24 protein-coding genes are annotated in these 24,890 nt (G+C 59.8%); 12 read left to right on the top strand and 12 right to left on the bottom strand.

The window, feature by feature from the left end:
* Positions 1-57 precede the first annotated feature (57 nt).
* From BN3659_RS08070 to BN3659_RS08060, 3 genes are read right to left on the bottom strand one after another with little or no spacing between them, the layout of a single operon-like run.
* Positions 58-774: an FKBP-type peptidyl-prolyl cis-trans isomerase gene (locus BN3659_RS08070; protein WP_091536061.1), complete on the bottom strand. Its 717-nt coding sequence runs from the start codon at positions 772-774 to the stop codon at positions 58-60.
* Positions 771-2,165 carry a Na+/H+ antiporter NhaA gene (gene nhaA / locus BN3659_RS08065; protein ID WP_224757832.1) on the bottom strand — a complete coding sequence of 465 codons (1,395 nt, stop codon included), beginning with the start codon at positions 2,163-2,165 and terminating at the stop codon, positions 771-773. Before nhaA ends, BN3659_RS08070 begins: the two co-directional genes overlap by 4 nt.
* On the bottom strand, positions 2,162-3,214 hold the full coding sequence (locus tag BN3659_RS08060) for an agmatinase family protein (RefSeq protein WP_091536057.1): 1,053 nt from the start codon (positions 3,212-3,214) through the stop codon (positions 2,162-2,164). Before BN3659_RS08060 ends, nhaA begins: the two co-directional genes overlap by 4 nt.
* Positions 3,215-3,379: 165 nt before the next feature.
* On the opposite strand from BN3659_RS08060, the gene BN3659_RS08055 reads away from it, so the two are divergent.
* The 6 genes from BN3659_RS08055 to BN3659_RS08025 all read left to right on the top strand — a co-directional run bounded on the left by BN3659_RS08055 (position 3,380) and on the right by BN3659_RS08025 (position 8,429).
* The gene (locus tag BN3659_RS08055; RefSeq protein ID WP_091536055.1) at positions 3,380-4,375 is read left to right on the top strand and encodes a 4-phosphoerythronate dehydrogenase; all 996 of its coding nucleotides are present in this window, start codon (positions 3,380-3,382) and stop codon (positions 4,373-4,375) included.
* 29 nt (positions 4,376-4,404) lie between these two features.
* Positions 4,405-5,826, top strand: a complete 1,422-nt coding sequence (locus BN3659_RS08050) for a quinone-dependent dihydroorotate dehydrogenase (protein WP_091536053.1) — start codon at positions 4,405-4,407, stop codon at positions 5,824-5,826.
* A 4-nt stretch (positions 5,827-5,830) separates the two neighbouring features.
* Positions 5,831-7,087: a competence/damage-inducible protein A gene (locus BN3659_RS08045; protein WP_091536051.1), complete on the top strand. Its 1,257-nt coding sequence runs from the start codon at positions 5,831-5,833 to the stop codon at positions 7,085-7,087.
* A gap of 739 nt (positions 7,088-7,826) precedes the next feature.
* Positions 7,827-8,060, top strand: coding sequence for a 50S ribosomal protein L28 (gene rpmB / locus BN3659_RS08035; protein WP_091536048.1), 234 nt, complete (start codon positions 7,827-7,829; stop codon positions 8,058-8,060).
* Between the two features lie 14 nt (positions 8,061-8,074).
* Positions 8,075-8,257, top strand: coding sequence for a 50S ribosomal protein L33 (gene rpmG / locus BN3659_RS08030; protein ID WP_091536047.1), 183 nt, complete (start codon positions 8,075-8,077; stop codon positions 8,255-8,257).
* A 13-nt stretch (positions 8,258-8,270) separates the two neighbouring features.
* Positions 8,271-8,429: a DUF4295 domain-containing protein gene (locus BN3659_RS08025; RefSeq protein ID WP_091536045.1), complete on the top strand. Its 159-nt coding sequence runs from the start codon at positions 8,271-8,273 to the stop codon at positions 8,427-8,429.
* A gap of 211 nt (positions 8,430-8,640) precedes the next feature.
* Here BN3659_RS08025 and BN3659_RS08020 read toward each other — a convergent pair whose 3' ends face one another.
* A complete protein-coding gene (locus BN3659_RS08020; RefSeq protein ID WP_091536043.1) occupies positions 8,641-9,567 on the bottom strand; it encodes a hypothetical protein in 927 nt (308 codons plus the stop codon).
* Positions 9,568-9,920: 353 nt separating this feature from the next.
* Between BN3659_RS08020 and ftsY the strand changes: the two genes are divergently transcribed.
* The 6 genes from ftsY (at position 9,921) to BN3659_RS07985 (ending at position 16,797) form a co-directional block, all read left to right on the top strand.
* The gene (ftsY, locus tag BN3659_RS08015; protein ID WP_091536042.1) at positions 9,921-10,949 is read left to right on the top strand and encodes a signal recognition particle-docking protein FtsY; all 1,029 of its coding nucleotides are present in this window, start codon (positions 9,921-9,923) and stop codon (positions 10,947-10,949) included.
* Between the two features lie 12 nt (positions 10,950-10,961).
* Complete coding sequence (gene rimO, locus BN3659_RS08010; protein ID WP_091536040.1) at positions 10,962-12,266, top strand: 30S ribosomal protein S12 methylthiotransferase RimO; 1,305 nt, start codon at positions 10,962-10,964, stop codon at positions 12,264-12,266.
* A gap of 442 nt (positions 12,267-12,708) precedes the next feature.
* Positions 12,709-13,008, top strand: coding sequence for a hypothetical protein (locus BN3659_RS08000; RefSeq protein WP_091536037.1), 300 nt, complete (start codon positions 12,709-12,711; stop codon positions 13,006-13,008).
* A gap of 212 nt (positions 13,009-13,220) precedes the next feature.
* Positions 13,221-13,514 (top strand): cell division protein ZapA, encoded by a 294-nt coding sequence (locus BN3659_RS07995; protein ID WP_091536035.1) that lies wholly within the window; start codon positions 13,221-13,223, stop codon positions 13,512-13,514.
* A 295-nt stretch (positions 13,515-13,809) separates the two neighbouring features.
* Positions 13,810-15,357 (top strand): ribonuclease Y, encoded by a 1,548-nt coding sequence (rny, locus tag BN3659_RS07990; protein WP_091536034.1) that lies wholly within the window; start codon positions 13,810-13,812, stop codon positions 15,355-15,357.
* A gap of 810 nt (positions 15,358-16,167) precedes the next feature.
* On the top strand, positions 16,168-16,797 hold the full coding sequence (locus tag BN3659_RS07985; RefSeq protein WP_091536097.1) for an HD domain-containing protein: 630 nt from the start codon (positions 16,168-16,170) through the stop codon (positions 16,795-16,797).
* An 88-nt stretch (positions 16,798-16,885) separates the two neighbouring features.
* Here BN3659_RS07985 and BN3659_RS07980 read toward each other — a convergent pair whose 3' ends face one another.
* The 8 genes from BN3659_RS07980 to BN3659_RS07945 all read right to left on the bottom strand — a co-directional run bounded on the left by BN3659_RS07980 (position 16,886) and on the right by BN3659_RS07945 (position 24,885).
* The gene (locus BN3659_RS07980) at positions 16,886-17,977 is read right to left on the bottom strand and encodes a nucleotidyltransferase domain-containing protein (RefSeq protein ID WP_091536032.1); all 1,092 of its coding nucleotides are present in this window, start codon (positions 17,975-17,977) and stop codon (positions 16,886-16,888) included.
* Positions 17,974-19,050 carry a DUF1972 domain-containing protein gene (locus BN3659_RS07975; protein WP_091536031.1) on the bottom strand — a complete coding sequence of 359 codons (1,077 nt, stop codon included), beginning with the start codon at positions 19,048-19,050 and terminating at the stop codon, positions 17,974-17,976. Before BN3659_RS07975 ends, BN3659_RS07980 begins: the two co-directional genes overlap by 4 nt.
* A 10-nt stretch (positions 19,051-19,060) precedes the next feature.
* Positions 19,061-19,501: an acyltransferase gene (locus BN3659_RS07970; RefSeq protein WP_224757831.1), complete on the bottom strand. Its 441-nt coding sequence runs from the start codon at positions 19,499-19,501 to the stop codon at positions 19,061-19,063.
* A 126-nt stretch (positions 19,502-19,627) separates the two neighbouring features.
* Positions 19,628-20,731, bottom strand: coding sequence for a glycosyltransferase family 4 protein (locus BN3659_RS07965; RefSeq protein ID WP_091536028.1), 1,104 nt, complete (start codon positions 20,729-20,731; stop codon positions 19,628-19,630).
* A gap of 27 nt (positions 20,732-20,758) precedes the next feature.
* The gene (locus tag BN3659_RS07960) at positions 20,759-21,817 is read right to left on the bottom strand and encodes a hypothetical protein (protein ID WP_091536026.1); all 1,059 of its coding nucleotides are present in this window, start codon (positions 21,815-21,817) and stop codon (positions 20,759-20,761) included.
* Positions 21,814-22,956 (bottom strand): glycosyltransferase family 4 protein, encoded by a 1,143-nt coding sequence (locus BN3659_RS07955; protein WP_091536025.1) that lies wholly within the window; start codon positions 22,954-22,956, stop codon positions 21,814-21,816. Before BN3659_RS07955 ends, BN3659_RS07960 begins: the two co-directional genes overlap by 4 nt.
* Entirely contained in the window at positions 22,953-23,774 is an 822-nt protein-coding gene (locus BN3659_RS07950; protein ID WP_091536023.1) for a LicD family protein, read from the bottom strand. The genes BN3659_RS07955 and BN3659_RS07950 overlap by 4 nt, the downstream gene beginning before the upstream one ends.
* A complete protein-coding gene (locus BN3659_RS07945) occupies positions 23,767-24,885 on the bottom strand; it encodes a sugar-transfer associated ATP-grasp domain-containing protein (protein WP_091536096.1) in 1,119 nt (372 codons plus the stop codon). Before BN3659_RS07945 ends, BN3659_RS07950 begins: the two co-directional genes overlap by 8 nt.
* Between the last annotated feature and the right edge of the window lie 5 nt (positions 24,886-24,890).

Here is a 24,890-nt window from a genome sequence, read left to right as displayed (position 1 = left end):
TTGCCGTGTCTACAACGCGCAAATATAGCAAATAATTGTCAATGATACGCGCGCGAACTAAAAAAGCTGCGATCCGGACCTTCTGCGAGCCGAATATTTGTCCACGTCCACCAGTTCGATCTCGAAAAAGAGCGTGGCATTGGGTGCGACCCCCAGTTCGCTATCGCCCGCCGCGCCGTAGGCGCTCGCGGCAGGTACCCACGCCTCCATCTTGCCGCCCTTGCCGATCAGCCGCACGCTCTCCTGCAACCCTTTCAGCAGGTCGCCGAGCGCGGCGCGCACCGTATCTCCGCGGTCGTAGGAGGAGTAGAGCTGTTTGCCGTCCGCCGTGCGCATGACATAGCGCACCCAGACCGTATCGCGGGCATTGGCCGGAGTGAATGTTTCGTCGCCCACCGCTTCGACGGTATAGGTCAGCCCGCTTTTGGTACGGGCATAGGAGCGGTTCGACTGCCGAATATCCTCCAAAAACTGCTCTTCGTAGGCGCGGATCCGCTCGGGGCGTTCGTAGGTGATGTGACGCAGATAGTAGGTGCGGGCCTCCTCCACCGTAAACCGGGCGTTGCCGCCGAGGTAATCGCGGATGCCTTCACACACGGCATCGACACGGATTGAGGAATCCATGCGCTGGAGGTTCATCCCCACGTTCATTCCGATAATATAAGCCAGCGAGTCGGCCTCGTCGGCGAGTTTCACGCTTCCCGTGTTTTTCGAACAGGCCGCCGTCAGCAGCAGCACGGCGACGGCCAATGCGGCCGCAATCGTCTTTTTCATCGTTTATCCGGATTTTTTTTCGAGAATATCAGAATGAGCAGCGTCCCCAGCAGCGCCGCCGAAGCCGATCCCATGAGGATGGCGATCTTGCCGCGGTCGATCAGATCCGCGTCGGAGTAGGCCAGCGAATCCACGAAGATCGACATCGTAAATCCGATACCGCCCAGACAAGCTACGGCCAGAAGCATCCGCCACGACGCCCCTTCGGGCATCACGGCCAGCTTCGTCCGCACCGCCGCCCAGCTCGCAAGGAAAATTCCGAGCGGCTTGCCGGCGACCAAACCGAAGAAGACGCCCATCCCCACCGAGCCCGTCGCCGAGGTGTGGTGGAAGATATTGAGGTATTCGGCCGAAGCGATCGGCACTCCGGCGTTCGCAAGGGCGAAAACCGGCATGACGAGGAACGTTACGTAAGGCGACAGCCGGTGTTCGAGCCGGTAGCTGAGCCCCACGGAATTCAGCGAAAGGCTCGCCATCCGCCGCAGATAGTAGCGGTGTTCCTCATTGGGAAATTCGTCGTCATCCCCGCTGCACGCCACCTCGCCGATCGCCTTGCGGTAATAACGCAGCTTATGGGCGAAGTACTCCCTGCTGTAACGGGGCTTCATCGGGATGAGCATGGCCATCGCCACGCCCGAAATGGCCGAATGCACGCCCGAATAGTAGAACAGCGCCCAGACCGCGACGGCCGGCACGAGGTACCAGAACAGGCGCGTTTCGCCCAGTCGTTTCATGATGTAGACGCCGATCATGATCATCACGGCAATCAGCAGACAACCGAGCTGCACCTCACCGCCGTAAAAGAGGGCGATCACCAGAATCGCACCCAGATCGTCCGCAATGGCCAGCGCCGTGAGAAAGACCTTGAGCGACACGGGCACGCGGTCGCCGAGCATCGAGAGAATGCCGATCGCGAATGCGATGTCCGTCGCCGTGGGGATTCCCCAGCCGTTCGCGGCCGCCGTCCCGGCGTTGAACGCGAGGAAGATCGCCGCCGGCGCCAGCATGCCGCCCGCAGCGGCCAGCACCGGCAGAATCGCCTTGCGCACCGAGGAGAGCTGTCCGCAGACGATCTCGCGTTTGATTTCGAGCCCCACGACGAAAAAAAAGACTACCATCAGTCCGTCGTTGACGAACTTCTCGACGGTCATCCCGCGCGGGAACAGCCAGTCGATCACCCCATCGGGACTGCTGACTTTCAGGGCCAGATCGGTTTCGAGCAGATGCTTGTAGTAGACCGACGTAGCCGGAATGTTGGCCAGCAGCATGGCGATCGCCACACAGGCCAGCAGCACTGCGCCGCCCGCCCACGGAGCACGGAAGAATCCGCGGCCGCTCACTTCGAGCCGGTGTCTCCAGCGCACCCAGCCGTACATGGAAAAAAGTCTCATACCATCCCTCCCCTCATTTTCGAAAGAAGCGTCAAAAGACACAATTTATAAAGAACGCGCGCGCCCACTGCGGCATCCACCGGCTCTTCCGCACGGGGCACCACCTCCACCACGTCGAATCCCACGATCCGACGCCCCGAGCGGGCTGCGCACTCCACCAAGTAGAGCGCCTCGCCGAATCCGAGGCCGCCCGGAACGGGCGTACCGGTGTGGGGACAGTTTTCGAGCGTCAGTCCGTCGATGTCGAAACTCACGTACACATCCTGCGGCAGCGCGTCGACGATCCGCCGGCACTGTTCGGCCCACGCCGCACCGGCGAAACGGGCCAGCGCGAGGTCGCGGTCGCCGAACAGGGCGATCCGCTCCGACCCGGCCGCCAGACGCGCCTCGCCCTCGCTGTAATCGCGCACGCCGACCTGCACGATCCGCCGCACGGCGGGCACGTCGCGCAGGACGTTGTACATGATCGAAGCGTGCGAGAATTCGAACCCCTCGTAAGCTTCCCTCAGGTCGCAATGGGCGTCGATGTGCAGAATACCGAACTCGCCGCCGCGTTCGCCGAGCGCGCGGATCAGCCCGTAGGGCGTCGAGTGATCGCCGCCGACCAGCCCCACGGTCTTGCCCTTCGAAAGCCATGCCGAAGCCTGTGCGCGGATGTTGTCGTTCATCTGCGCGCAACCTTCGTTCACACGGCGAATCCGGCGCACGACATGATCGTCCGTCACACGGCCGCCGCTTTCGAGGTGCTCGATCACCTTCGCGGCCTCGGCGCGCAGCCGATGCGAATGCTCCAGCAGCGAGTAGTCCACATCGGCCGTAGCGATCCCGCGGCGCCAAAGCCCCGGAGCCGCCGGATCGTAGAAGTCGAGCTGCGTCGAAGCCTCGATGATCGCATCCGGCGCATAGGCCGTGCCGGCCCCGTACGAGACCGTTACGTCCCACGGTGCCGACAGAAGTACCAGCTCGGCATCGTCCGGCGCGAACGGAAAGCCGAAATAGGCGCCGTTGGCTACGCCGACGCCGTCGGGATTGAATTCATTTGCATCCATCGTCTTCAATTAAAGAGGCTTCGATCGGCAAAGATACGAAAAAGTCGGGCGCAAAAGCAAATAAATCCGCTTTTACCGGACAGGAGTATCCAAGACGAAGTCAAAGGTACGAAAATTTTAATTTTTACCTATCTTTGCCGCTCGGAATAAACCGACGAACCGTTTATGAAAATCATCGCCGACAGCGCCGTTCCGTTTCTGCGGGGCGTGCTCGAACCCTATGCGGAGGTCCGCTACCTGCCGGGACGGCAGATCGCTCCCGAGGCCGTCCGCGACGCCGACGCGCTCATCGTCCGCACGCGCACGCGATGCGACGAGACACTGCTCGCCGGCTCCTCCGTGCGGCTTGTCGCGACGGCGACCATCGGCTTCGACCACATCGACACGGCATGGTGCGCGGCGCACGGCATCCGCGTGGCGACGGCCGCCGGCTGCAATGCGCGGGGCGTCCTGCAATGGGTGGCCGCCGTGCTGGCGCACCTCGCGCGGACACAGGGCTGGGTCCCTTCCGCACGGACGCTCGGGATCGTCGGCGTGGGCCATGTCGGGTCGCTCGTGAAGGAATATGCCGAAGCGTGGGGCTTCCGCGTCGTCTGCTGCGACCCGCCGCGCGAAGCGCGCGAACACCTCGGCTTCCGTCCGCTGGAGGAGGTGGCCGCCGAGGCCGATCTCATCACGTTCCACACGCCGCTCGACGCCTCGACGCGCCGCATGGCGGGCGAGGCGCTCTTCGCCCGTATGAAGCCGTCGGCCGTCGTCATCAACTCCTCGCGCGGCGAGGTCGTAGAGGGCGACGCCCTGCTGCACAGCGGACTGGCATGCGTGCTCGACGTCTGGGAGCATGAACCGCAGATCGACCGCGCCCTGCTCGCACGCACGCTGCTCGCCACCCCCCATATCGCCGGCTACTCGGCACAGGGCAAAGCCAATGCCACGGCGCTCGCAGTGCGGGCCGTGGCCGGCTGTTTCGGTCTCCCGCTCGGCACATGGTATCCGCCCGAGGTGCGGCCCTCGGAGCCGCGGCCCGTAAGCTGGCGCGAGATGTGCGGCACGATCGGCGGACGATTCGACATCGAAGCCCAAAGTCTCGCCCTGAAAAGCGACCCGGCATCTTTCGAATCCATGCGCGACGACTACCGCTACCGCGAAGAGTACTTTTAACGGATTTTTGCGTAACTTTGTAAGAAGAAATGTATCACCGGATCATCAAACCGATTCTCTTCTCGCTCAGCATCGAGCGGGCGCACCGCGCGGTTCTCGGGCTGCTGCGGCTGGCCGGACTGATCCCCGGGGGCCGCTGGCTGCTCGGCAAATGCTGGGCCGTGCGCCATCCGGCGCTCGAACGCGAGGTCTTCGGCATCAAATTCAGCAATCCCGTCGGGCTCGCCGCCGGTTTCGACCGCGACGCGGAGGCGTTCCGCGAACTGGCGGCCATGGGATTCGGCTTCGTCGAGGTGGGGACCGTTACGCCCCGCCCCCAGCAGGGCAATCCCCGCCCCCGCGTCTTCCGCCTTCCGAAGGACCGGGCGATCGTCAACCGCATCGGTCTCTCGAACCGCGGTCTGGAGCACATGATCCGCCAGCTCCGGCGGCCCCACGAGGGCGTGATCGTCGGATGCAACATCGGCAAGAACACCGCCACGCCGCCCGATAACGGAGCGGCGGACTACCTGCGTCTGTTCCGCAACCTCTACCAGTACGCCGACTACTTCACCGTGAACATCAGCTGCGACAACGGAGGCTGCGAGCATTCGTCCCATACGCCCGAACACATTCTGCGCATCCTCGATCCGCTGTTCGATTTCCGCCGGGGGCAGAATCAGTACCGCCCCATCCTGCTGAAAATCTCGCCCGATCTGACCGACCCCGAGATCGACCGCATCACCGACCTGATGCTCGAATCGCCTCTCGACGGCATCGTAGCCACCAACGGCACCCACCTGCGCCAAGGACTGCGAACGAGCCGCGCCGCGGTCGAACGCATCGGCAACGGACGCCTCTCGGGCGCACCGCTCAACCGCCGCGCCGTCGAGGTCGTGCGCCGCATCCGCCAACGTTCGGGCAACAACTACCCGATCATCGGCTCGGGCGGCCTGATGTCCGCCGACGACGTACGAGCCATGCTCGACGCGGGCGCATCGCTCGTGCAGCTCTACACGGGCTACGTCTACGAAGGTCCCGCACTGCTGAAAAAGATCTGCCGGTCGCTCATCGCAAACCGCCCCGGCGCCGCGTCTGCCGCAGAGGCGGCGCCGAAACCTCCGGCAGAGCGAAAACTGCCGGAATCCGCCGTGGAGCGGAAAGCCGCCCCCTCGCAGGAGCCCGCCGCATCCGCTCCCCCCGAACCGGAATCGACGTCGGGATACTCCGCAAAGCACGTTTCGAAGATACGGAAGACGGAACGACCCGCACCAAAACCGGCACGGCACGGACAGGTTCCCTCAGCCGGACAATCCGAACGAAAACGGGCGCAGTCCGGGCGGATCGGCCCCGACGAGCGCCCTGCCCAAAAGCCGGTACAATCCGGACCCGACACCTCTGCCGACCAACCCGGACAAGGACCGGCGCACCCCTCTTCGCCGGATGCACGGCAGACCGAAAAACAGGCCTAACGAAATGAAAGCGTCCATTCTCACCATCGGCGACGAAATCCTCATCGGACAGATCACCGACACCAACTCGGTCTCCATCGCCCGCCGCCTCAATGCGGCCGGCATCGCGGTACTCGAAAAATGTTCGATCGGAGACGAGCGCACGCAGATCGTCTCCGCAGTCGAACGGCTCCTCGCCGCCTCCGAAATCGTCGTTCTCACGGGCGGCCTCGGCCCCACGAAGGACGACATCACCAAGAAGACCCTCGCCGACCTTTTCGGCTCGCGGCTGGTGCGCGACGAAGCCGTGGACGAACACGTCCGGCGGATGCTCGCACAGCGGGGCATCGCCTACAACGAGCTCAATCGGGGGCAGGCTCTCGTGCCGGAGTGCTGCACGGTGCTCTTCAACGCCCACGGCACCGCTCCGGGCATGTGGTTCGAACGCGGCGGACGGGTGCTCGTATCGCTCCCGGGCGTCCCCTTCGAGATGGAACACCTCATGGAGGACGAAGTGATGCCGCGTCTCAAAGCGCACTTCGCACTGCGGCAGATCGTCCACCGCACGATGATCACGGCCGGACTGGCCGAGTCGATGCTCGCCGAACGGATCGCGGCATGGGAGAACGCTCTGCCGTCCTACCTCAAACTGGCCTATCTGCCCAGTCCGGGCACCGTCAGGCTGCGGCTCTCGGCCTACGAGGTCGACGGCGCGAGCGTCGCGCAGGAGATCGACCGCCGTTTCGAAGAGCTGCGGCGCATCATCCCCCACCACTTCATCGGCTTCGAACGCGCCTCGGTGCAGGAGTTGATCCACGGCCTGCTGACCGGGCGCGGACAGACGCTCGCCACGGCCGAGAGCTGCACGGGCGGCACCGTCGCCGCCAAATTCACGGCTCTCGCCGGTGCCTCGGCCTACTTCCGCTGCGGCGTGGTGGCTTACAGCAACGACGCCAAACGCACCCTGCTCGGCGTCGGAGCCGACGCGCTCGCCCGCTGCGGCGCCGTCAGCGAAACCGTGGCCCGGCAGATGGCCGAGGGCGTGCGCCGCATTTCGGGCGCGGACTACGCCGTCGCCACGACCGGCATCGCAGGCCCCGCGGGCGGCACGCCCGAAAAACCCGTCGGGACCGTCTGGATAGCCGTAGCGACTCCCGAGCGCACGGTCGCACTCCTCAAGCAATGCGGCACCGACCGAGGTCAGATCATCGACCGCGCCGGCGCCTTCGCCCTCGGGCTGCTGCGCGACGAACTCAACGGCACAGCAGCAGCCTCGGAATAACCCTTACAGCCCCCGTTCAGGCCGTCCCCACCGGAAGCTCTCTGCGGACCGCACTCCTCAACTCCGCAAAGCTCCGCCCGGCAGAAGCCGGTCGGAACGGCCGGAAAAGACAACCGAGTGCATTCGTATCCACAATCGCCCGAATCATTCGTTCGCACGAAAAACATCCACCATCGCACTCCCCGGCACGTGTCGGTCGGCCGCCGGCGCATTCGCAGCCTGTTCCGAAGCCGCCCTCCCCAGAATCTCCGGGGGGGGGAGACCGTCCCTCTCCGGCGCGCACACCGCATCGAAGAGTGAAGCCGCGCCGTCCGGAGCGAAGACGACGTCGTGGAAATCGGCGGCATCCGCCGCTCCGCAATCCCGGCTCCAGACACCTGTTTCCGCCCCTCGGCTGAGACGTCGCGGAACAAGCGATTCCCTCCGGAATCCGCGATGCCGCCGCAGGCACACGCTCGTTTCCACAGAGCGATAAGTTCGGCTCCCCGGCCTCTTATCATGCAACAAACGGCCCCGGCCCTTGCGATTTCGACGACCGCGATCCATCCGCATCCTCCGGCGGACACTCCGGCCTCCGGCGGCCGGCAGTCCGGCCCCGACCGCCCTACCCACCCGTACGGTCCCGCACGGCCGCACCGAAAACCGCACGCCCTCCGCTTTTTCGCGGAGGGTTTTGCTATTTGCCGAAAAGGTTGTATATTTGCATCCCCTCAGAGGGGCTAATTAAATCTAAAACACAATGAAAGTCTGCGAAATCACAGGTAAGGTGGCAGTGGTGGGCAACAACGTCTCCCACTCGCACCACAAGACCAAGCGCAAATTCGCTCCGAATTTGAAAACCAAACGCTTCTGGTCCGAGCAGGAAGGCCGCTGGATCACCCTCAAGGTAACGGCCGCCGGCATGAAAACTATCAACAAAAAAGGTCTCGCGGCAGCTCTGCGCGAAGCGGCGGCTCCCAAGAAGGTCTATTAAAATCGACGTAGCAAATGGCAAAGAAAGGCAACCGCGTTCAGGTGATCCTCGAATGCACCGAACAGAAAGAGAGCGGTGTTGCGGGAATGTCCCGTTACATCACCACCAAGAACAAGAAAAACACGCCCGACCGTCTGGAACGCAGGAAGTACAATCCGTTCCTCAAGAGGGTAACCGTACACCGTGAAATCAAATAACAAGTAAGGCTATATGGCAAAGAAAGTAGTTGCAACGCTCAAAACCGGCACCGGCAAACAGTTCACCAAGTGCATCAAAATGGTCAAGTCGGAGAAGACGGGCGCCTATGTATTCAAGGAGGGTATCATTCCCAACGATCAGGTCAAAGATTTCTTCGACGGCAAGAAATAAGAACCATTTCGTTAGGCCGACCGCAGAGCCGAACTCGTTCGGGCTATGCCGAGGCGGGAAATGGACGAAAGAAATTCAAGTATTTTTAAGAGCGATCTTAAAATACAAAGGGCATCCTTTCGGGATGCCCTTTGTATTTCCGCCACCTGCGGGAGCGCCGGCCCACGGCCGCCACCGCGGTTTTCCGGAAGCACGACTGCACCGAATCCGCTCAGAATTTATGAACCGCACGCACCAGAAACCGGTCGCTTTTCGGAATAGCCCGCACATAGGGTGGCTCCGGCGACGTGTGGGTGCAGAGCGCCGACCTCGCATCCCGCTCGGTCGAAGAGTAGTAGAACACCAGTCGGTCCATCCGCTCGCCGCCGTTCTCGCGGAGCGCAGCATTGAAACGGCGGCGCGTCTCACGGTCGCTGGCGATCCGCAGACCGCCGTTGTAATTCGCACAGATCTGCAACAGCTCGTCGATGGCCGGCAGATACCACCCTTCGCCTCGGGCGCGGCACCACTCGAATGCGGGAAAATCCGCCCACGTCAGTCCGTTCTCCTCGATATGGCGCTCCACCGCCCGCATGTTGACCTCTCCGTCCGACGTGTCGTCCGCGCCCGCGGCCCGCAGACCGGATCTGCGGAGCGTACTCCACGGCAGATAAATTTCGTCGACCGACAAAATCAGCCCGTGCAATTTGTCCTCCGTAAGCGAGCACACCACGCCCCGCACTCTGCCGCATTCGTACCAATCGCCGACGGCATAGGTGCGCAGCACACGCATCTCGGACGTGTGCGGCTCCGTCTGCGCCGGTTCGTCGGATTGCGCCGTCCCGGCCAGATTCGCCGACGGAGCCGCAGCGGATTCGACAGGCGCACCCGTGAATCCGGCGGAAGACCGACCGGCAGACGTTTCGCCGAACAGGTCCGTCTCCCCGTTGGGATAGACGATCCGTCGCACCTCCGAAACAGGCAGCACATAGGTCGGACCGTTGGGGTTGGAGTACCGTTTGTAGCGCACCGTCTCGGGCGAAATCTCCAACACCTCGGCCTCGATCCGCGTCCCGTCCGTGCGGACGATCCGGTCCTGTGCGAAAACGCCTCCCGCAATGCAGGTCAGCACGAAAAGAAGCGATAGAATCTTTTTCATTCGTTCCAATGAGTTTCGGACAAAGATAGCGGATTTAACGCTTATCCGCAACGACACGTCCGGTCCGGCACAAAGAAAGAAGTGAAGGGCCGGCGATACCAGCCGACAGCCGGGCGCAGCCCGCTCCGGTCCCGGCCTTTGCGGCCGGCGGCGGCAAACGTTCGCAGAGCAGATCCGCGATTCCGTTTCCGCACCGTCGGGTACGGAAACGGCAAACGGAACGGAAATTTGTTTTTGCGAGCCGTTTGCACTATCTTTGACCTGTTTTAAGAGAGGCCGGCAGTCCGGATCCGCCCGCACGAGTGCGATTCGCCGCCCGCCTTATTGCGACATGTGGCAATTACTACGAAAGTATGGGATTTTTCGATCTTTTCAAGAAAAAACAGGATACGGCCGCCCCGCAGGAGGCCGCACAGACGGAGGCACGCTCCTCCGAAGCGCCCGCACGTCGGCAGGAAGAGCTGAACGCCGGGCTGGAGAAGACCAAATCGGGCCTCTTCTCGAAACTAGCACGGGCCGTGGCGGGCCGCTCGACGGTCGACGCCTCGGTGCTCGACGACCTCGAAGAGGTGCTCATCACGTCCGACGTGGGCGTGGAGACCACCGTGAAGATCATCGAACGCATCGAAGCCCGCGCAGCACGGGACAAATACATGAATACGGCCGAACTGCACTCCATCCTGCGCGACGAGATCGCCCGCCTGCTGGAAGAGGCGCACGGCTCGGCGGAGAATTTCGGGCTCGATGTCCGGGAGGGCGAACCCTACGTGGTGATGGTCGTGGGCGTGAACGGCGCAGGCAAGACCACCACCATCGGCAAGCTCGCGGCGAAGCTCACCCGTGCGGGCCGCAAGGTTTGGATCGGTGCGGCCGACACGTTCCGCGCTGCGGCGATCGACCAGCTCGGCGTCTGGGCCGAACGGGCCGGCGCGACGATGATCCGGCAGGAGATGGGGTCGGACCCCGCGTCGGTGGCTTTCGACACGCTCAAGTCGGCCAAGGCCAACGGCGCCGACGTCGTGCTGATCGACACGGCGGGACGCCTGCACAACAAGATCGGCCTGATGAACGAGCTGACGAAGATCCGCAACGTGATGGCTAAGGTGATCCCCGGCGCTCCGCACGAGGTGATGCTCGTGCTGGACGGATCGACCGGACAGAACGCCTTCGAACAGGCCCGGCAATTCACGCAGGCCACGCAGGTAACTTCGCTGGCGATCACCAAGCTCGACGGCACGGCCAAGGGCGGCGTGGTGATCGGCATCAGCGACCGGTTCCGCATCCCGGTGCGCTACATCGGCATCGGCGAGGGCATCGACCAGCTCCGCATGTTCGACCGCCGCGAATTCGTCGACGCGCTCTTCGGCGAAACCGGCAAATAGCGTTCGGCTCCCATGAAGAAAATCAACGTCATCACCCTCGGCTGCTCGAAGAACACCGTGGACAGCGAGCACCTGATGGCGCAGCTCGCCGCCTCGGGCTACCGGATCGCGGCCGACAGCGACCGCACGGACGCCAAGGTGGTCGTAATCAACACCTGCGGATTCATCGGCGACGCCAAGCAGGAGTCCGTCGACATGATCCTGCGCGCAGCGGCCGCCAAGCAGGCCGGGAAGATCGAACGTCTGTTCGTCATCGGCTGCCTCTCGGAGCGCTATGCCGACGAGCTCAGAGCGGAACTCCCGGAGGTGGACGAATTTTTCGGCGTGCGGGACTGGGCGGGCATCGCCCGTGCGCTGGGTGCCGAGCACCGCACGGAGCTGGAGACCGAGCGCCGGCTCACCACGCCCAAGCACTATGCCTATCTCAAGATCTCGGAGGGCTGCAACTGGCGGTGCGGCTACTGCGCCATCCCGCTCATCCGCGGTCCGCATGTCTCCGTACCGATGGAAACACTCGTCGAGGAGGCCGGGAAACTGGCCTCGCGCGGCGTGCGCGAATTGATCGTCATCGCACAGGACACGACCTACTACGGTCTCGACCTCTACGGCCGCCGCCGCCTCGCCGAACTGCTCACGCGCCTCTGCCGGATCGACGGCATCGAATGGATCCGCCTCCACTACGCCTATCCCACGGGCTTCCCCGAAGAGGTGATCGACGTGATGGCCCGCGAGCCGAAGATCTGCAAATACCTCGACATTCCGTTCCAGCACATCTCCGACGCCCAGCTCGCGGCGATGCACCGCCGCCACACCAAGGCCGAAGCCTACGAGCTGATCCGCAAACTCCGCACGGCGATCCCCGACCTCGCACTGCGGACGACCCTGCTGGCAGGCTATCCGGGCGAAACGGAGGACGATTTCGCCGAGCTGGAGCAGTTCGTGCGCGACGTGCGCTTCGAACGGCTCGGTGTTTTCGCCTACTCCGAGGAGGAGGGTACCTATTCTGCCGAGCGGCTCAAGGACGACGTGCCCGAAGCCGTGAAACAGGAGCGCGTGGAACGCATCATGGCCCTGCAAAACGGCATCGCGCTCGCCGGAAACCTTCGCCGCGTGGGAAGCGTGCAGCGCGTGGTGATCGACTCGCGGCAGGGCGACCACTACGTCGGCCGCACGCAGTACGACTCGCCCGAAGTGGATCAGGAGATCCTGATCCCGGCAGCGGGCAAACGTCTGCTGCGCGGACATTTCTACGACGTGCGCATCGTCTCAGCCTCGGACTACGACCTCTACGGAGAGGTCGCCGCCGCACGGAAATAGATTGCGAAGCCTCGCTCCGCCGGAAAGAATCGGCCGTTCATGCGGTCGTACCCGGCACCGGCTCGGCCTCCGGAAACGAAGTTCGAAGCACGCGGAGAGCGGACGCGGACGGAGCCGGGGACGCACGGCAGCCACGCGCCCGAAGACGGAAGCCAGCGGATGCCGAAGCGGACGAGGAGCGAAGACAAACGGCCGGAGACGGGAACCGGATGCACCTGAGGCGGACCGAACGGGGAGGCACGATCGAAGCGGACCGGAACCGGCCGGAACGCTTCCGTCCGATCGACAGGCGGGCGGCGGAAACTTCGTTCGCACCGAGACGGAACGACACGCCGTCCCGAAAAGACGAGGGAGGGGAGGAAGCCGGTTCCGAAAAAAATTTGCGAATATGCGTTCTTTTTCCTACCTTTGAAAGGCAAAAGACTACCTGCTCCGAAAGAATATGGCGGACAAAAGCGTGATAACCAATCTCGGAATACGGATCCGGCAGCTCATCGACGACCATCGGCGCCTGTCGGGAGTATGCGGAGAACTGACGGCGGAGTGCCGCCGCCAGAAGACCGAAAACCGAGCTTTGCAGGAGCGAATCCGCGAACTGGAAAGCGAACTGGCACGCATGCAGCTCGCCGCCGGACTGGCAGGAGACAGACGGGACAAGGAGAAAGCGCGCACACGGGTTAACCGCCTGATGCGGGAGGTGGACAAGTGCATCGCGCTGCTCGACACACCGCGGGAATCCTGAAGATCGCTTCATGCGGCCCGCTCGATCCCGAAAGCCGGAAGGCCCGAGGATCGGAGGGGGGGGGAGAGGGCAAGAGTCGGCAAACCGGAGCCCCGGACCGGAAGTTCGGAGAGGTGCCAGACCGGAAGGTCGGGGCGCAGCCGTTCCCGCTGCCTAACGGGTGGGACTGCGGCAGGAGGCAGGCGACCGCAATGTGAAATTAACGGAAAGCGATGGGCAAACAAGCGATAAAGCTCAAGATTCTGGGCAAACCCTACTCTTTCAGCATCGACAGCGAGAAAGAGGAGTTGTATCGGTTGGCCGAGCGCGAGGTGAACAACAATCTCGTCTCGATCCGGCAGAAGAACATACAGGGCTGGTCCGAAGTGGATTATCTGGGCATGACGGCGCTCAAGTTCGCCATCGAAAATTTGGATATGCGACAGAACCGCGAATTGAAGAGCGACGAACTGAAAGCGGTCGAAGCGCTCGACGCCGAGATCGACGCCTATCTCAATACGATTTGAAATCACCGGTCCGCAGCGGCCGGAGCGTTCTTTACATACGACAAGGAAAAATCTACCCGCATAGATTCCTTACAGCTTTGCGAAACTGAACATTTATTAAATTGGGGCAACTCACGGTTTTTCAAAATCAGGCCTTAACCCCTCGCGGGATGCACCGCGCGTGCCGTTGGAAGATTGCGATCTTCGGAGCCCCCACCATTGACAGATCTTGCAGATTCGTCAAACAAGACAAGGAATCCTATGCGGGATTTTTTATACGAACCATTAACAAATAACCAAATAATAACACAAACGAATGGGTATCTACATTTTAATCGCCTGCATCTCCGCCATAGCCGCTATCGGAGTGTATGTACTGGTGGTCAATTTCATCACCAAGAACAGCATCCGCAAGCGCTGCGAGGCCGCCGTGAAGGAAGCCGAAGCCGAAGGCGAGATGATCAAGAAGGAGAAGATCCTGCAGGCCAAGGAGAAGTTCATACAACTCAAGAGCGAACACGACCGCATGGTCAACGAGCGCAACCAGAAACTCGCGCAGAGCGAACAACGCGCCAAGCAGATCGAAAGCAATCTGCAAAACCAGCAGCGCGAACTGGAGAACCGCATGAAGGAGAACGAACGGCTCCGCGAGCAGATGCAGAACCAACTCCAGATTCTCGAACACAAAAAGGAGGAGGTCGATCAGATGATGCGCGAGCAAAATTCGCGTCTGGAACAGATCTCGGGCATGAGCTCCGAGGAGGCCAAGAACATCCTGATCGAGAACATGAAGGCGGAGGCCAAAGCCGATGCCGCCACCTACATCAACGAGACCATCGAAGAGGCCAAGCTCACCGCGACGAAAGAGGCCAAACGCATCATCGTATCGTCGATCCAGCGCGTAGCGACCGAGACGGCCATCGAAAACGCCGTTACGGTCTTCAACATCGAGAGCGACGAGGTGAAGGGCCGCATCATCGGCCGCGAGGGCCGCAACATCCGTGCGCTCGAAGCCGCAACCGGCATCGAAATCATCGTCGACGACACGCCCGAAGCGATCATCCTCAGCGGTTTCGATCCCGTGCGGCGCGAAATCGCCCGTCTGGCGCTCCACCAGCTCGTAACCGACGGCCGCATCCACCCCGCCCGCATCGAGGAGGTGGTGGCCAAGGTCCAGAAACAGATCGAGGAGGAGATCGTCGAAGTCGGCAAGCGCACGGCCATCGACTTGGGCATCCACGGGCTACACCCCGAGCTGATCCGCATGATCGGCAAGATGAAATACCGCTCGTCTTACGGCCAAAATCTGTTGCAACACGCCCGCGAGACGGCCAACCTCGCCGGCATCATGGCCTCGGAGCTGGGACTGAACCCCAAGACCGCCCGCCGCGCCGGCCTCCTGCACGACATCGGCAAAGTGCCCGACGACGAACCGGAACTGCCGCACGCTATCATCGGCATGAAGCTGGCCGAGAAGTACAAGGAGAAACCCGAAGTCTGCAATGCCATCGGCGCCCACCACGACGAGGTGGAGATGACTTCGCTCATCGCCCCGATCATTCAGGTCTGCGACGCCATTTCGGGTGCACGCCCCGGTGCACGCCGCGAGGTGGTCGAGAGCTACATCAAACGGCTCAAAGAGATGGAGGACATCGCGCTCTCCTACCCGGGCGTGCAGAAAACCTACGCCATTCAGGCCGGGCGCGAGCTGCGCGTGATCGTCGGATCGGACAAGCTCTCCGATACCGAATCGGAAAGCCTGTCGCACGAAATCGCCAAGAAGATTCAGGACGAAATGACCTACCCCGGACAGGTCAAAATCACGGTGATCCGCGAAACCCGCTCGGTCTCCTACGCGAAATAGACCGAAAAAATTCGCCGGACAGAACGGCACGGAAGCCGTCCCTGCCGTCTCTGCCCGGAATCCGAATGAAAAAGAGGGTGTCTGCCAAACTCAGACACCCTCTTTTTTCGTACTCCCATCCGCGAACCGTTCCGAATATGCGATTCTCAGACGGCAATAGCACTTGCCGGAGCACCTGTTTCATGCAGAAGAGCTATTTTGCCGCTCCGTCCGTTTCGGCATCCGGTCCGACCGCTCCGAGCCCGTCGGCCCCGGGTTCGGGTTCCGTCATTTCGCCGATTGCTCCGGGCGCAGAAGATCCCTCCGAATCACCGCCGGTCGCTGTTTTCCGCGACCGAATGACTGCCGGCCGAACCGCAACGAATTCCGCAAACCGCACATGCCTGCGGACCGTCGTCGCAAACGCCGAAGTCGGTGTACGAACAGCCGGCCCGGCTGCGATTTCCCACCGATCGAACGCTTCTTCGGAAACTCTGTGCTTTTTCACTTGCGGCTCAGCCGCTCTCCGTCCGGCAAAAACAAAGGAGACGAATTCTTTCCGTGTCGTCGCTCGCCGATCCGCAGCCGGTGTAGGATGCGAACGAACCATCCGGAACCGAACGGCCTTCCATACCGCGCGGTTACCGATCCGACATTCTTCGGGACTATCCGAAGAATGGACAAGCCGTCGCAATATCACGATACGGGATTATTCCGACAACGGATGAATCCGCATGCATTCTCGGATCGGTCCGGACCTCTACAAGCACCGCGCCCCGAAAAATGTCGATGAATTTGCTTTCGCACCCGATTTATCCGTACCTTTGCCCGATGCCGAACCAAGAACTCATACACTACATCGAAACGGAGATCATTCCCCGCTACGAAGCCTTCGACAAGGCACATCGCACGGACCACGTGCGGAGCGTGATCGAACGAAGTCTCGCACTCGCAACCCCGTACGGCGCCGATCCCGACATGGTCTACACCGTCGCCGCCTATCACGACACGGGGCTCTCGGTGGAACGCGAACGCCACCATCTCTATTCGGGAGCGATCCTCGCAGCGGACCTCCGTTTGCGCCGCTGGTTCACCGAAGAACAGATCGGAATCATGCGCGAAGCGGCGGAGGATCACCGCGCCTCATCGGCCCATGCACCCCGCACGATCTACGGCCGGATCGTCGCCGAAGCCGACCGACTGATCGACCCCGAAACGATCCTCCGTCGCACGGTCCAGTACGGTCTGGCCCACTACCCCGCACTCGACCGCACAGGCCACTTTCTCCGTCTGAAGGAGCATCTCGACCGCAAATACGCCGACGGAGGCTACCTGCGCCTCTGGCTTCCCGAGTCGGACAATGCGAAGCGCCTCGCGGAGTTGCGCCGCATCATCCGCGACGCCGGGCGCCTGCAGACGCTCTTCGACCGCATCTTCGACGAAGAGACACGCCGCCCCTGATCCCGTCTGTCGCTCCGCGGATAAAACAGAACAGGGCGACAGCTCCTCGTGTCTGTCGCCCTGTTTCCGCGAAGCGGTCGTCCGCCGATCACTCTTTCGAATCGAAAATCGTACCCGGATTCCTGAGATGTGTCAATGCAGAACGCCAGATGTGGCCGGCAAAGCTGCAATGCAAAACTCTTCGGAGCACCCAACGTCGCTCTATGAGCCGCGCGGTTTTGAACCGCAGAATCCCGAACGGATTCCGTGTTCGTATCGCATGGGCATGGTAATCGAGAATATAACGCAAGACTTTCTCCTGAAGCGCCTTCTCGTGCGGCGAACGGACGGGCGACTCGAAGCGGGCACCGAGGCAGTCGGTCGCAATGCCGGTCAGAATCCGGTAAAACGTCCCGAGCTTCAGTTCATCGACATAACGATCGAATTCGCTCCAGTCGATCCGCACGCTGTTCGCATGTACGAACAACATCCAGTCGCAAACGTGCCTCAGCCCGATGCCCCGCTCCAGATGGCGGGCCGTGTGTCTCAGCAGAAACAGAGCGTCGGCCGTGGGCGGCAACACCCTAAAACGCATGCCGTCCAACGACTGCTCCTCCGAAAACACCTCCTGCGCAAGAAGATACTCCTCCAGCATACGATCGATCCCGTAAAGGCTCGTATCGAGAAACGTACGATGATTCTCCACCATCACCGAACGGTAAACGAACACCGAATGTTTTTCGTTTCCCGATGCGTCCACCGTAATTCCCTGCCGCCGCATGAGTTCGTCGAACACAGGCGCCCGCTGCCCCAGATAAATGTCGATATCGCCACAGGGCCGGTGTTCGGGAATCGGATACAGACGGCTCAATGCAATACCTTTGAGCAGAACGGGATGCAAATCCCGCTCTTCGCACCATCTGAAAAGAGTCCGCGCCGCCTTCGTCTGACGATCGTAACGAGTTTCGATCTTCTCGACGTTGACCGCCCATCCGAACAACACGTCCCTCGGCGGACGAAGTTCCGCAGGCAAAGCGTTCAAACCGTCGTACGCAAGAGCCAACACCCCCTGACGCGCAGCCAGTTTATAAACCGCCAGCCACTCTTGCGCCGTCAGCGACGAGAGTGCGCTCCCGCCGGACGGCTCCTCCCGAAGCGCGCTGCGCAACAGGACGAACAAAGTGTCGTGAATCCTCTTCATCGGAACAAACGTTCGTATTTTTCGCAGATCGTCGTCCAACGGTAACGGCGGACGGCGATTCCGGCCATTTCCCGAGCTATCGCCGACAGCATTTCGGAGGTCAATCGCTCTACCTGCTCAGCTAATTCCGCAGCACTGCCGAAATAAAGTGCCTTCCCTTCGGTCGTAGCCCGATTGTATTTCACGTCGAACGCACAGACGGGAAGCCCGAGCGACATGGCCTCGACCAGCGAAGGATTGGTCCCGCCCGCACTGTGCCCATGGATGTAGAGGCGGCAATTTGCACGCAGCAGGTTGATCTCCCAAGGTTCGTAAATCGGATCCATCATCCCGATATTGGGGTACGAGGCATAGCGCCGGCGCAAGGCTCTTCCGTATTCGGAACGGTTCCAGTTGCCGACCACGACCAGCCGTTCGCGGGGAAGCATGGCGAAGGCTTCCAGTACCATCCCGATGTTGTTCTCGGGTTCGATACGTGCAACCTTGAAACAATAACCGCCGCGCTCCAATCCGTATTCGGATTTCAGCCGTTCGTCGTCGCGGACCGCCACGGCATTGTCGCCGCCGTATTCGATCACCACGGAGTTTTTCCCATAGCGGTCGGCGACATACTCCCGAATCGCCACATTGTCGGCCACGCAAACGTCGGCGGCACGGACGGCTTCGTTCATGCAGAATCTCAACACCTTTTTGGCCGCTCCGCCCCACTTTTCACGGGCACTTTCGATACCGTCTACATTGACGATCAACTTTTTGCGGCAAACCAGACGGATCAGTCGGACGATCGGACAGGAACATCCCAAAACGAGCAGCCGGTCGGCCGTGAAACAAGCGTGCAGCAAGGAAAGTGAATCGTAGACCATGGCCTGCCATCCATTCGCTTTCAGAGGCAAGTATTTCAGTTCGGCCCCTTTGTAGCAGCGTATCTTTTCGGAGTAAGCCTTCGAACTGCAATAAACACGATACGCAATATCGGGATTCCGTCTGTAGTCCAACAGGTTCTCGACGAGCGTCTCGAAGCCGCCGTAGTTCGCGGGTACGCCTACGGTGCCGATAACAGCTACCTTTTGCATAAATTCAGGGTTACAGTTTCCGGACGAAGCGAGCCGGATTTCCGGCCCACACCTCTCCGGCAGGAATATCTTTGGTAACGACGGAACCCGCCCCGACGACAGCTCCGTCGCCGATAGCCACCGATTTGCAAACGATCGTATTCACTCCGATAAAGACACCCTCGCCGACAACGACCCGGCCGGTGCGGAAATCTCGGGTGAACGGATCGTAATAATGGGTCAGAACGGTCGTTCCGGCAGTGATCAGCGTATGGTTTCCGATGGTGATGTTTTCCGGACAAAGCGTATCGAAACGTACGCCGGCCCCTATGAAAACATCGCATTCCGAGGGGGGGGGAAATTTTATACCCGCCATACGCAAAACGAAATGACGTTTGTGTCCGGGAATAGGCAATTTAGCCATTTGCAAAAACAGATAGCGACGGATTCGTCCGAACGAGTAGCGGCGCATAAGAAATAATGGATTAACGGAAATGACAGACAACCCTATCAGCAAGTACGGAGACAACAGCCGACAACATCGGCCATCTGTCCGGCTGAAGGATTAGAGAAGTTCGGTACCGACTCTTAGACGATGTCAGAGGTCGGTCAAATACGCATAATATTCCTTTGCGATGGATGCCCAGTCATATCTCCGCTCTACCGCCTGCCGGATCCTTTCGAGCCGTTCGGGATCGCGGAAAGCGGGACTGAGGCCCAATTCGATTTTTTCGATCGTCTGATCCAAATCCTCGGGATCATACGTTCCCTCTCCGAAAAAGCGGAAATCCTGCATCGCCGTGCGGTTCGAACAGATACAAGGGACACCCGCTACGGCCGCCTCCAACGGCGGGATTCCGAAACCTTCGGCAATAGACGGATAGACGAAAAGCGAGGCGCACTTGTACCATGCGAGCAACTCTTCGAACGGCTTCTGTTCGAAAAAAAACACGTTTTGCCTTATATCTTCAGGCAGTTTCTCGCAATACCTGTGCAACTCGGGTACGGGAATGGATGTCTTACCGATGAAAACAAGCGCATAGCCGCGTTCGTAGAACCGCCCTTCCACATAGGCCCGCAGCAGCAGCAAGTGATTTTTGCGGGGTTCCACACGGCTCACGTAAAGGATATATTTTCCGACCCGTCCGTCGAGCAAGGCTTCCGCCTCGCTTCGCCGGACCAGTCCGTACCTTTCGTCCACCGCATTGGGCGTTATTCGAACGGGCTTTCGCGGACGGTAAAAGCGTTCGAGACGTTCTTTGCTGTATTCGGAAACCGTAAGCAGAAGATCGGCCCTGCGCGCGGACCTTCCGAAAAGCCATTTCTTGCTGTGATAATAGGATGCGGGAAAATACTGCGGATAGTCCAGAAACAGGACATCGTGTATCGTAACGATCTCCTTGCATCTTTTGACCAAGGGCGACGTATATTGGAAATGCGCCGCATCAATTCCGAGTCGCCGGACGATACGAGGTATTTCGAAAGCCAAACGCCGGTACTTGTTTTTCGAACCGTATTTCACGTAATGGACATTCTCTCTCGTACCGAAGATACTTTCCAGACGCATCGTATCCTGTGCGGCAAAATAAAAATCGATGTCGGACGCTGTTTTCACCAACTCCTTATAAAGTCCCTCGATATAAGTCGTTACTCCCTGCGAAATACCTCCGTCGAAAGCATGCGCGTCTACGAATAATCTCATAACCAAACCAGTATTTGCGATCCGCTCTCAAGGATGGGAGCGATTCAGATATGAGTCGTATAAGATCGACCAAATGATCATATTTCCGAAAATCAACACGAACGTGAATAGGGATTCGGACAATCCGAACACGAGAAACCCGGCCAAAACGGGTAATACGCCGATCGTGCTCCGATTCATCCGTCGGACGGTTACGACATAAAGCACATAAAAAATTACGAAAGCCAAAACTCCGCCTTCGAACAGGATATGCAGATAAGAGCTGTCGATCGTCTCTTCGTTCACCAGCGGAGTCCCGAACAAATAGGCCGTTTTTCCGATACTCCCCAAGAATACGCTGTAAAGTTCCAGCCGACCCGAGAACACGAGGTTGAGCAACGGAAATTGTCCGGAATAGCGGGACATGTACAGAATACATCCCATCAAGACAATCGGAATCAAATACAGAATTCCCTTGAATTTGAGAATGACCGACCGAACCACCCGATTCCTCACACACCAATGCACCAAAAGCAAAACCAAAGTGGCAACTAAAAACGTGCGGGATTTCGTATAACAATAGACTCCTATCCCCGTCAGGAAAAGAAGCAGAGAGAGCATCCTCCCGTACTGCCGGGCGAAGTATACATAGGCGTTCACCATGATCGAATAGACGAACAGAGCGAACGTATTCGGATTTCCGTAGCCGAAGTCCCAGCGCTCGCGCTGATCGAGAAGCGATTGTTCGAACATCTCGGAATGGGTTATCCCCGCCCAGAGCATCAGGGCCGTGGCGCCGAAGACCAATGTCTGCATACAGAGATTGATCGAAGCCAGTTCCCGTATGGAAAACTCCCGAAGCGCATAGACCGAGGCAAATATCAGGAAGATATTTCTGGCTGCCGGATTCAGGACCGAAATAACGGCAAAAAGGACGACGACGAAAAATTCGGGTCGGAACTTACGGTCGACCAATCCTGCGATCAGCAGCATGTAAAGCAGCAGATCCAGCAGCAGATTGCTCTCGTCCAGCACGATCTGCACGACGAATTTCACGTACAGCGTGGCTATGAGCAGAATCAGAACGGCTCTTTTCAACTCCCTCATACCAGCAGCCGTTCGTACAGCGCCACCCACTGCTTCATCACGCGCTCCATCCGATAACGTTCCACATTGCTGCGGGCGGCCCGCCCCATTCGGCGCCGGAGCCCCTCGTCCCGCATCAGCCGCTCCATCCCTTCGGCCAGCGCCTCGCAATCGCCTGCCGGCACCAGCAACCCGTCTTCGCCGTTGCGAATGATTTCGCCGGGGCCGCATTTGCAGTCGAAAGCCACCACGGGCAGTCCGCAGGCCATCGCCTCGATGACCACCAGCCCGAAACCTTCGAAACGCGAAGAAAGGACCGAAAGGGAGCTCTCCGCAAAACGGTCGAACACATCGTTCACGGCATGCTCCAAGCGGACATCGTCCAATCCGTGCGTGGCCGCATAACGTTCGAGTTCGGGCCGGGCCTCGCCGTCGCCGTAAATGACGAGCTCCCAATCGGGAAATTCCCGCCGCACCTTCTCCCACGTCCTCAGCAGCAGATCGTATCCTTTCTGCGGCACGTACCTTCCGGCAGCCACGACCCGCTTTGCTCCGCCGTCCGAGACTCTTTCCGGAAAACAGGTCAGTGCATTCGGGATCACGGTTTTATAACGCACCTCGTGCCACGCGCGGGCGTCATCCTCAGTCAGCACGACCAACTCGTCCAGACGCCGCACGCACGCGATCAACTGACGGTTGCGAAGCCACGCCACACAGCGGCGCAACAGCGAGGATCGTCTTCCCATGGCAATGAATCCGAGCCGAAAATCCTTGTAAAAATGATTCTCTCCGATTTTCTTGCTCCCGTCCCGCAGTTTATGCAGAAAGTCGATTTCGTGCGACAGCAGCGAAGTCGTAATATCCGGCCGCAGATGCATCAACAGTTTTTCCAACTCCCGACGGTATGTGCGGATCTTACGGACATACGCCACGGACTTGCCGAGGATGCCGCATCCGTAATCCGCGCGGAAATCGAGATCCAGCTCCACGATTCGCACGGAGGGGTGCAACGGGAAATAGGGCGCTCCTTTCTGCCGTTCGGTCAGGACGATATGGATTTCCCAACCGTAGTGTTCGGCCAGATAGTTCACCTTATTGGTCAGCACACGCTCCGTACCGCCGGCCGAATCGAGCGAAGGTATGCAATAAACGAGTTTCATCGCTCTTGTTCGTAAATGATTACGTCGGCCGTATGCGGAACGATCCTGTCGAGCGGCGGCAGTTTCTCATAATCCCCGTAGATGTGCCTCAGATAAGTATCCGTATCGCAGGGGACCGGCAACATCGCCCCTTCGAACGGGATTCTCTTCAGCGGAAAAACCGTTCGAAGATCACGGCTCTTATAAAAACAGACCCCGAACGTATGGTTTACCGGATTGCGGGGCCATAATCCGTATACGGCTCTGAACAGCGGCCAAATCGCATATCGTTCGCATCCGAACAGCACGTTCGCCGCCGCACGTCCGAACCGACTGCGGCCGCTGTTTCCGGCCGACAGCCGTTGCACCCGCAGATGAAACCAGCCCAGCGCTTTAGAAAGGGGGTACTTGTTGACCTCCAACGGAAAAATATCGATGTATATCCCTCGATAGGCAAACCCGAGGTCGATGTCGTCGTTTTCCCGCAGCACCGAATGCATATCGCGCAATTTGGCGAACGGGAAAAAATAACCGTTGTCCGTGCTATGGGTCTGCAAACGGTACCTGCCCTCTTTTTCGGTACGCAGCACCCGAAGCAGTCTCTTGTAATCCCTGCGCAGCAGTTCGATGTCCACGTCGTCGTCCCACGGAATGAATCCTCCGTGGCGAACCGCCCCCAACAGAGTGCCCGAACTGAGCCAATAGGGAATATCGTGTTGCACGCACACACCGTCTATGTAGGTCAGCATCTCCAGCATCCGGAGCTGATGCCTGCGCAGAAGCGATCCGTCGGGGTTGAACCGCGCCCGCAACTCCTGTTGTAGACTCGAATTATTCATAAAACAATCTGCGGAAGTCCGCCATCAAGCCGTGTTCATAATCCTGATGTCCGTTGATCTCCCAATTGTCGTTGCCCTCGATGAATATCGGTCCCATCTCGCCGAGCGCGATGTCCCAGCCGATCGAATGCATGCCGAGAAACGAATGGAAATATTTGGCCTGCTCGATCATCGTGTCGAGGTGGGGCAGCACGAACGTTCCGAACCTGATTCCCGAATCGGGATGAACCGTCGTCGTAAGTCCGAATTCGGGTTTGAAAAATCCCAACTCATTCAATCTTCCGGTTTGCAGATCGAATCCGACCGCAATGCCGCCCTGCGAAGTGTTGTCCACCCTGCTGCCGTTCGCTCCCACGCGCAAGATCGACGGCAGCACCTCGATTCCGCCGCTTCTGAGATCGCGCACCGTTACCAATCGAACCGTGTTGACCGCACCTGCATACAATTCATCCAGCGAATGATGCTGCTTCACGCGCTCCTGCATCAGAAAGACGCCGCCGCACAGGCGAGCGTGCAAAATCCCGGCATCCGCCTCGGCACCGTCGATAAAAATCCTTCTGCCGCGGATTTCGAGTTCGAAAATACCCGTCCCGCATTCTCCGTCGAGCAGTTTGCAGAACAAATTTCCTTCGCACGTGTCGACGAATTTTTCCAACGAGACGTGCTCTCCGGTTTCGAGCAGCAGCACATCCGGCATACGCACATAGGCCACATTGGCAGGCGTGGTCAAGCCGACGGCCCGTGCGAATATGCCGAAATACAATTTATTTCTGAGTATGCACGAACTGTTGAAGGGCGAGGAAAGATTCAACCGATCCCGACGTTTCGAGAAAACGGCATAATGCACGTAGTCCCTCCTTCGGCCGGATCGCTTCACGTCCAAACCGTAGAAATAGTAAAAATGATCCACATCTCCGTACAGGAGGATATTCCGCAACTGATCGGCCAGGACAGCCGTCTTGCTTTTGGATTTCTGTTCGGGGAAATAGCTTCGACCGAGGAACCGCCCGGGATGCAGCAGCAAGCGGCACACATTCTTCGGCTTTACATAGAGATTGTCCAAAAACAGAGCCAACAGCCGCTCCGTGAATGCCAGCAATTTCTTTCTCATGGCCA

The sequence above is a fragment of the Alistipes sp. CHKCI003 genome (genome assembly GCF_900021155.1).
Classification (GTDB): Bacteria; Bacteroidota; Bacteroidia; order Bacteroidales; family Rikenellaceae; genus Alistipes; species Alistipes excrementavium.
Note: the sequence above shows the minus strand (reverse complement) of the source record. Positions and strands in the feature narration are given on the sequence as shown.

Bases quoted from the DNA above. Each gene is read 5' to 3' on its own strand.
- BN3659_RS08070 (WP_091536061.1), bottom strand. From the start codon at position 774: ATGAAAAAGACGATTGCGGCCGCATTGGCCGTCGCCGTGCTGCTGCTG.
- nhaA (WP_224757832.1), bottom strand. From the start codon at position 2,165: ATGAGACTTTTTTCCATGTACGGCTGGGTGCGCTGGAGACACCGGCTC.
- BN3659_RS08060 (WP_091536057.1), bottom strand. From the start codon at position 3,214: ATGGATGCAAATGAATTCAATCCCGACGGCGTCGGCGTAGCCAACGGC.
- BN3659_RS08055 (WP_091536055.1), top strand. From the start codon at position 3,380: ATGAAAATCATCGCCGACAGCGCCGTTCCGTTTCTGCGGGGCGTGCTC.
- BN3659_RS08050 (WP_091536053.1), top strand. From the start codon at position 4,405: ATGTATCACCGGATCATCAAACCGATTCTCTTCTCGCTCAGCATCGAG.
- BN3659_RS08045 (WP_091536051.1), top strand. From the start codon at position 5,831: ATGAAAGCGTCCATTCTCACCATCGGCGACGAAATCCTCATCGGACAG.
- rpmB (WP_091536048.1), top strand. From the start codon at position 7,827: ATGAAAGTCTGCGAAATCACAGGTAAGGTGGCAGTGGTGGGCAACAAC.
- rpmG (WP_091536047.1), top strand. From the start codon at position 8,075: ATGGCAAAGAAAGGCAACCGCGTTCAGGTGATCCTCGAATGCACCGAA.
- BN3659_RS08025 (WP_091536045.1), top strand. From the start codon at position 8,271: ATGGCAAAGAAAGTAGTTGCAACGCTCAAAACCGGCACCGGCAAACAG.
- BN3659_RS08020 (WP_091536043.1), bottom strand. From the start codon at position 9,567: ATGAAAAAGATTCTATCGCTTCTTTTCGTGCTGACCTGCATTGCGGGA.
- ftsY (WP_091536042.1), top strand. From the start codon at position 9,921: ATGGGATTTTTCGATCTTTTCAAGAAAAAACAGGATACGGCCGCCCCG.
- rimO (WP_091536040.1), top strand. From the start codon at position 10,962: ATGAAGAAAATCAACGTCATCACCCTCGGCTGCTCGAAGAACACCGTG.
- BN3659_RS08000 (WP_091536037.1), top strand. From the start codon at position 12,709: ATGGCGGACAAAAGCGTGATAACCAATCTCGGAATACGGATCCGGCAG.
- BN3659_RS07995 (WP_091536035.1), top strand. From the start codon at position 13,221: ATGGGCAAACAAGCGATAAAGCTCAAGATTCTGGGCAAACCCTACTCT.
- rny (WP_091536034.1), top strand. From the start codon at position 13,810: ATGGGTATCTACATTTTAATCGCCTGCATCTCCGCCATAGCCGCTATC.
- BN3659_RS07985 (WP_091536097.1), top strand. From the start codon at position 16,168: ATGCCGAACCAAGAACTCATACACTACATCGAAACGGAGATCATTCCC.
- BN3659_RS07980 (WP_091536032.1), bottom strand. From the start codon at position 17,977: ATGAAGAGGATTCACGACACTTTGTTCGTCCTGTTGCGCAGCGCGCTT.
- BN3659_RS07975 (WP_091536031.1), bottom strand. From the start codon at position 19,050: ATGCAAAAGGTAGCTGTTATCGGCACCGTAGGCGTACCCGCGAACTAC.
- BN3659_RS07970 (WP_224757831.1), bottom strand. From the start codon at position 19,501: ATGCGCCGCTACTCGTTCGGACGAATCCGTCGCTATCTGTTTTTGCAA.
- BN3659_RS07965 (WP_091536028.1), bottom strand. From the start codon at position 20,731: ATGAGATTATTCGTAGACGCGCATGCTTTCGACGGAGGTATTTCGCAG.
- BN3659_RS07960 (WP_091536026.1), bottom strand. From the start codon at position 21,817: ATGAGGGAGTTGAAAAGAGCCGTTCTGATTCTGCTCATAGCCACGCTG.
- BN3659_RS07955 (WP_091536025.1), bottom strand. From the start codon at position 22,956: ATGAAACTCGTTTATTGCATACCTTCGCTCGATTCGGCCGGCGGTACG.
- BN3659_RS07950 (WP_091536023.1), bottom strand. From the start codon at position 23,774: ATGAATAATTCGAGTCTACAACAGGAGTTGCGGGCGCGGTTCAACCCC.
- BN3659_RS07945 (WP_091536096.1), bottom strand. From the start codon at position 24,885: ATGAGAAAGAAATTGCTGGCATTCACGGAGCGGCTGTTGGCTCTGTTT.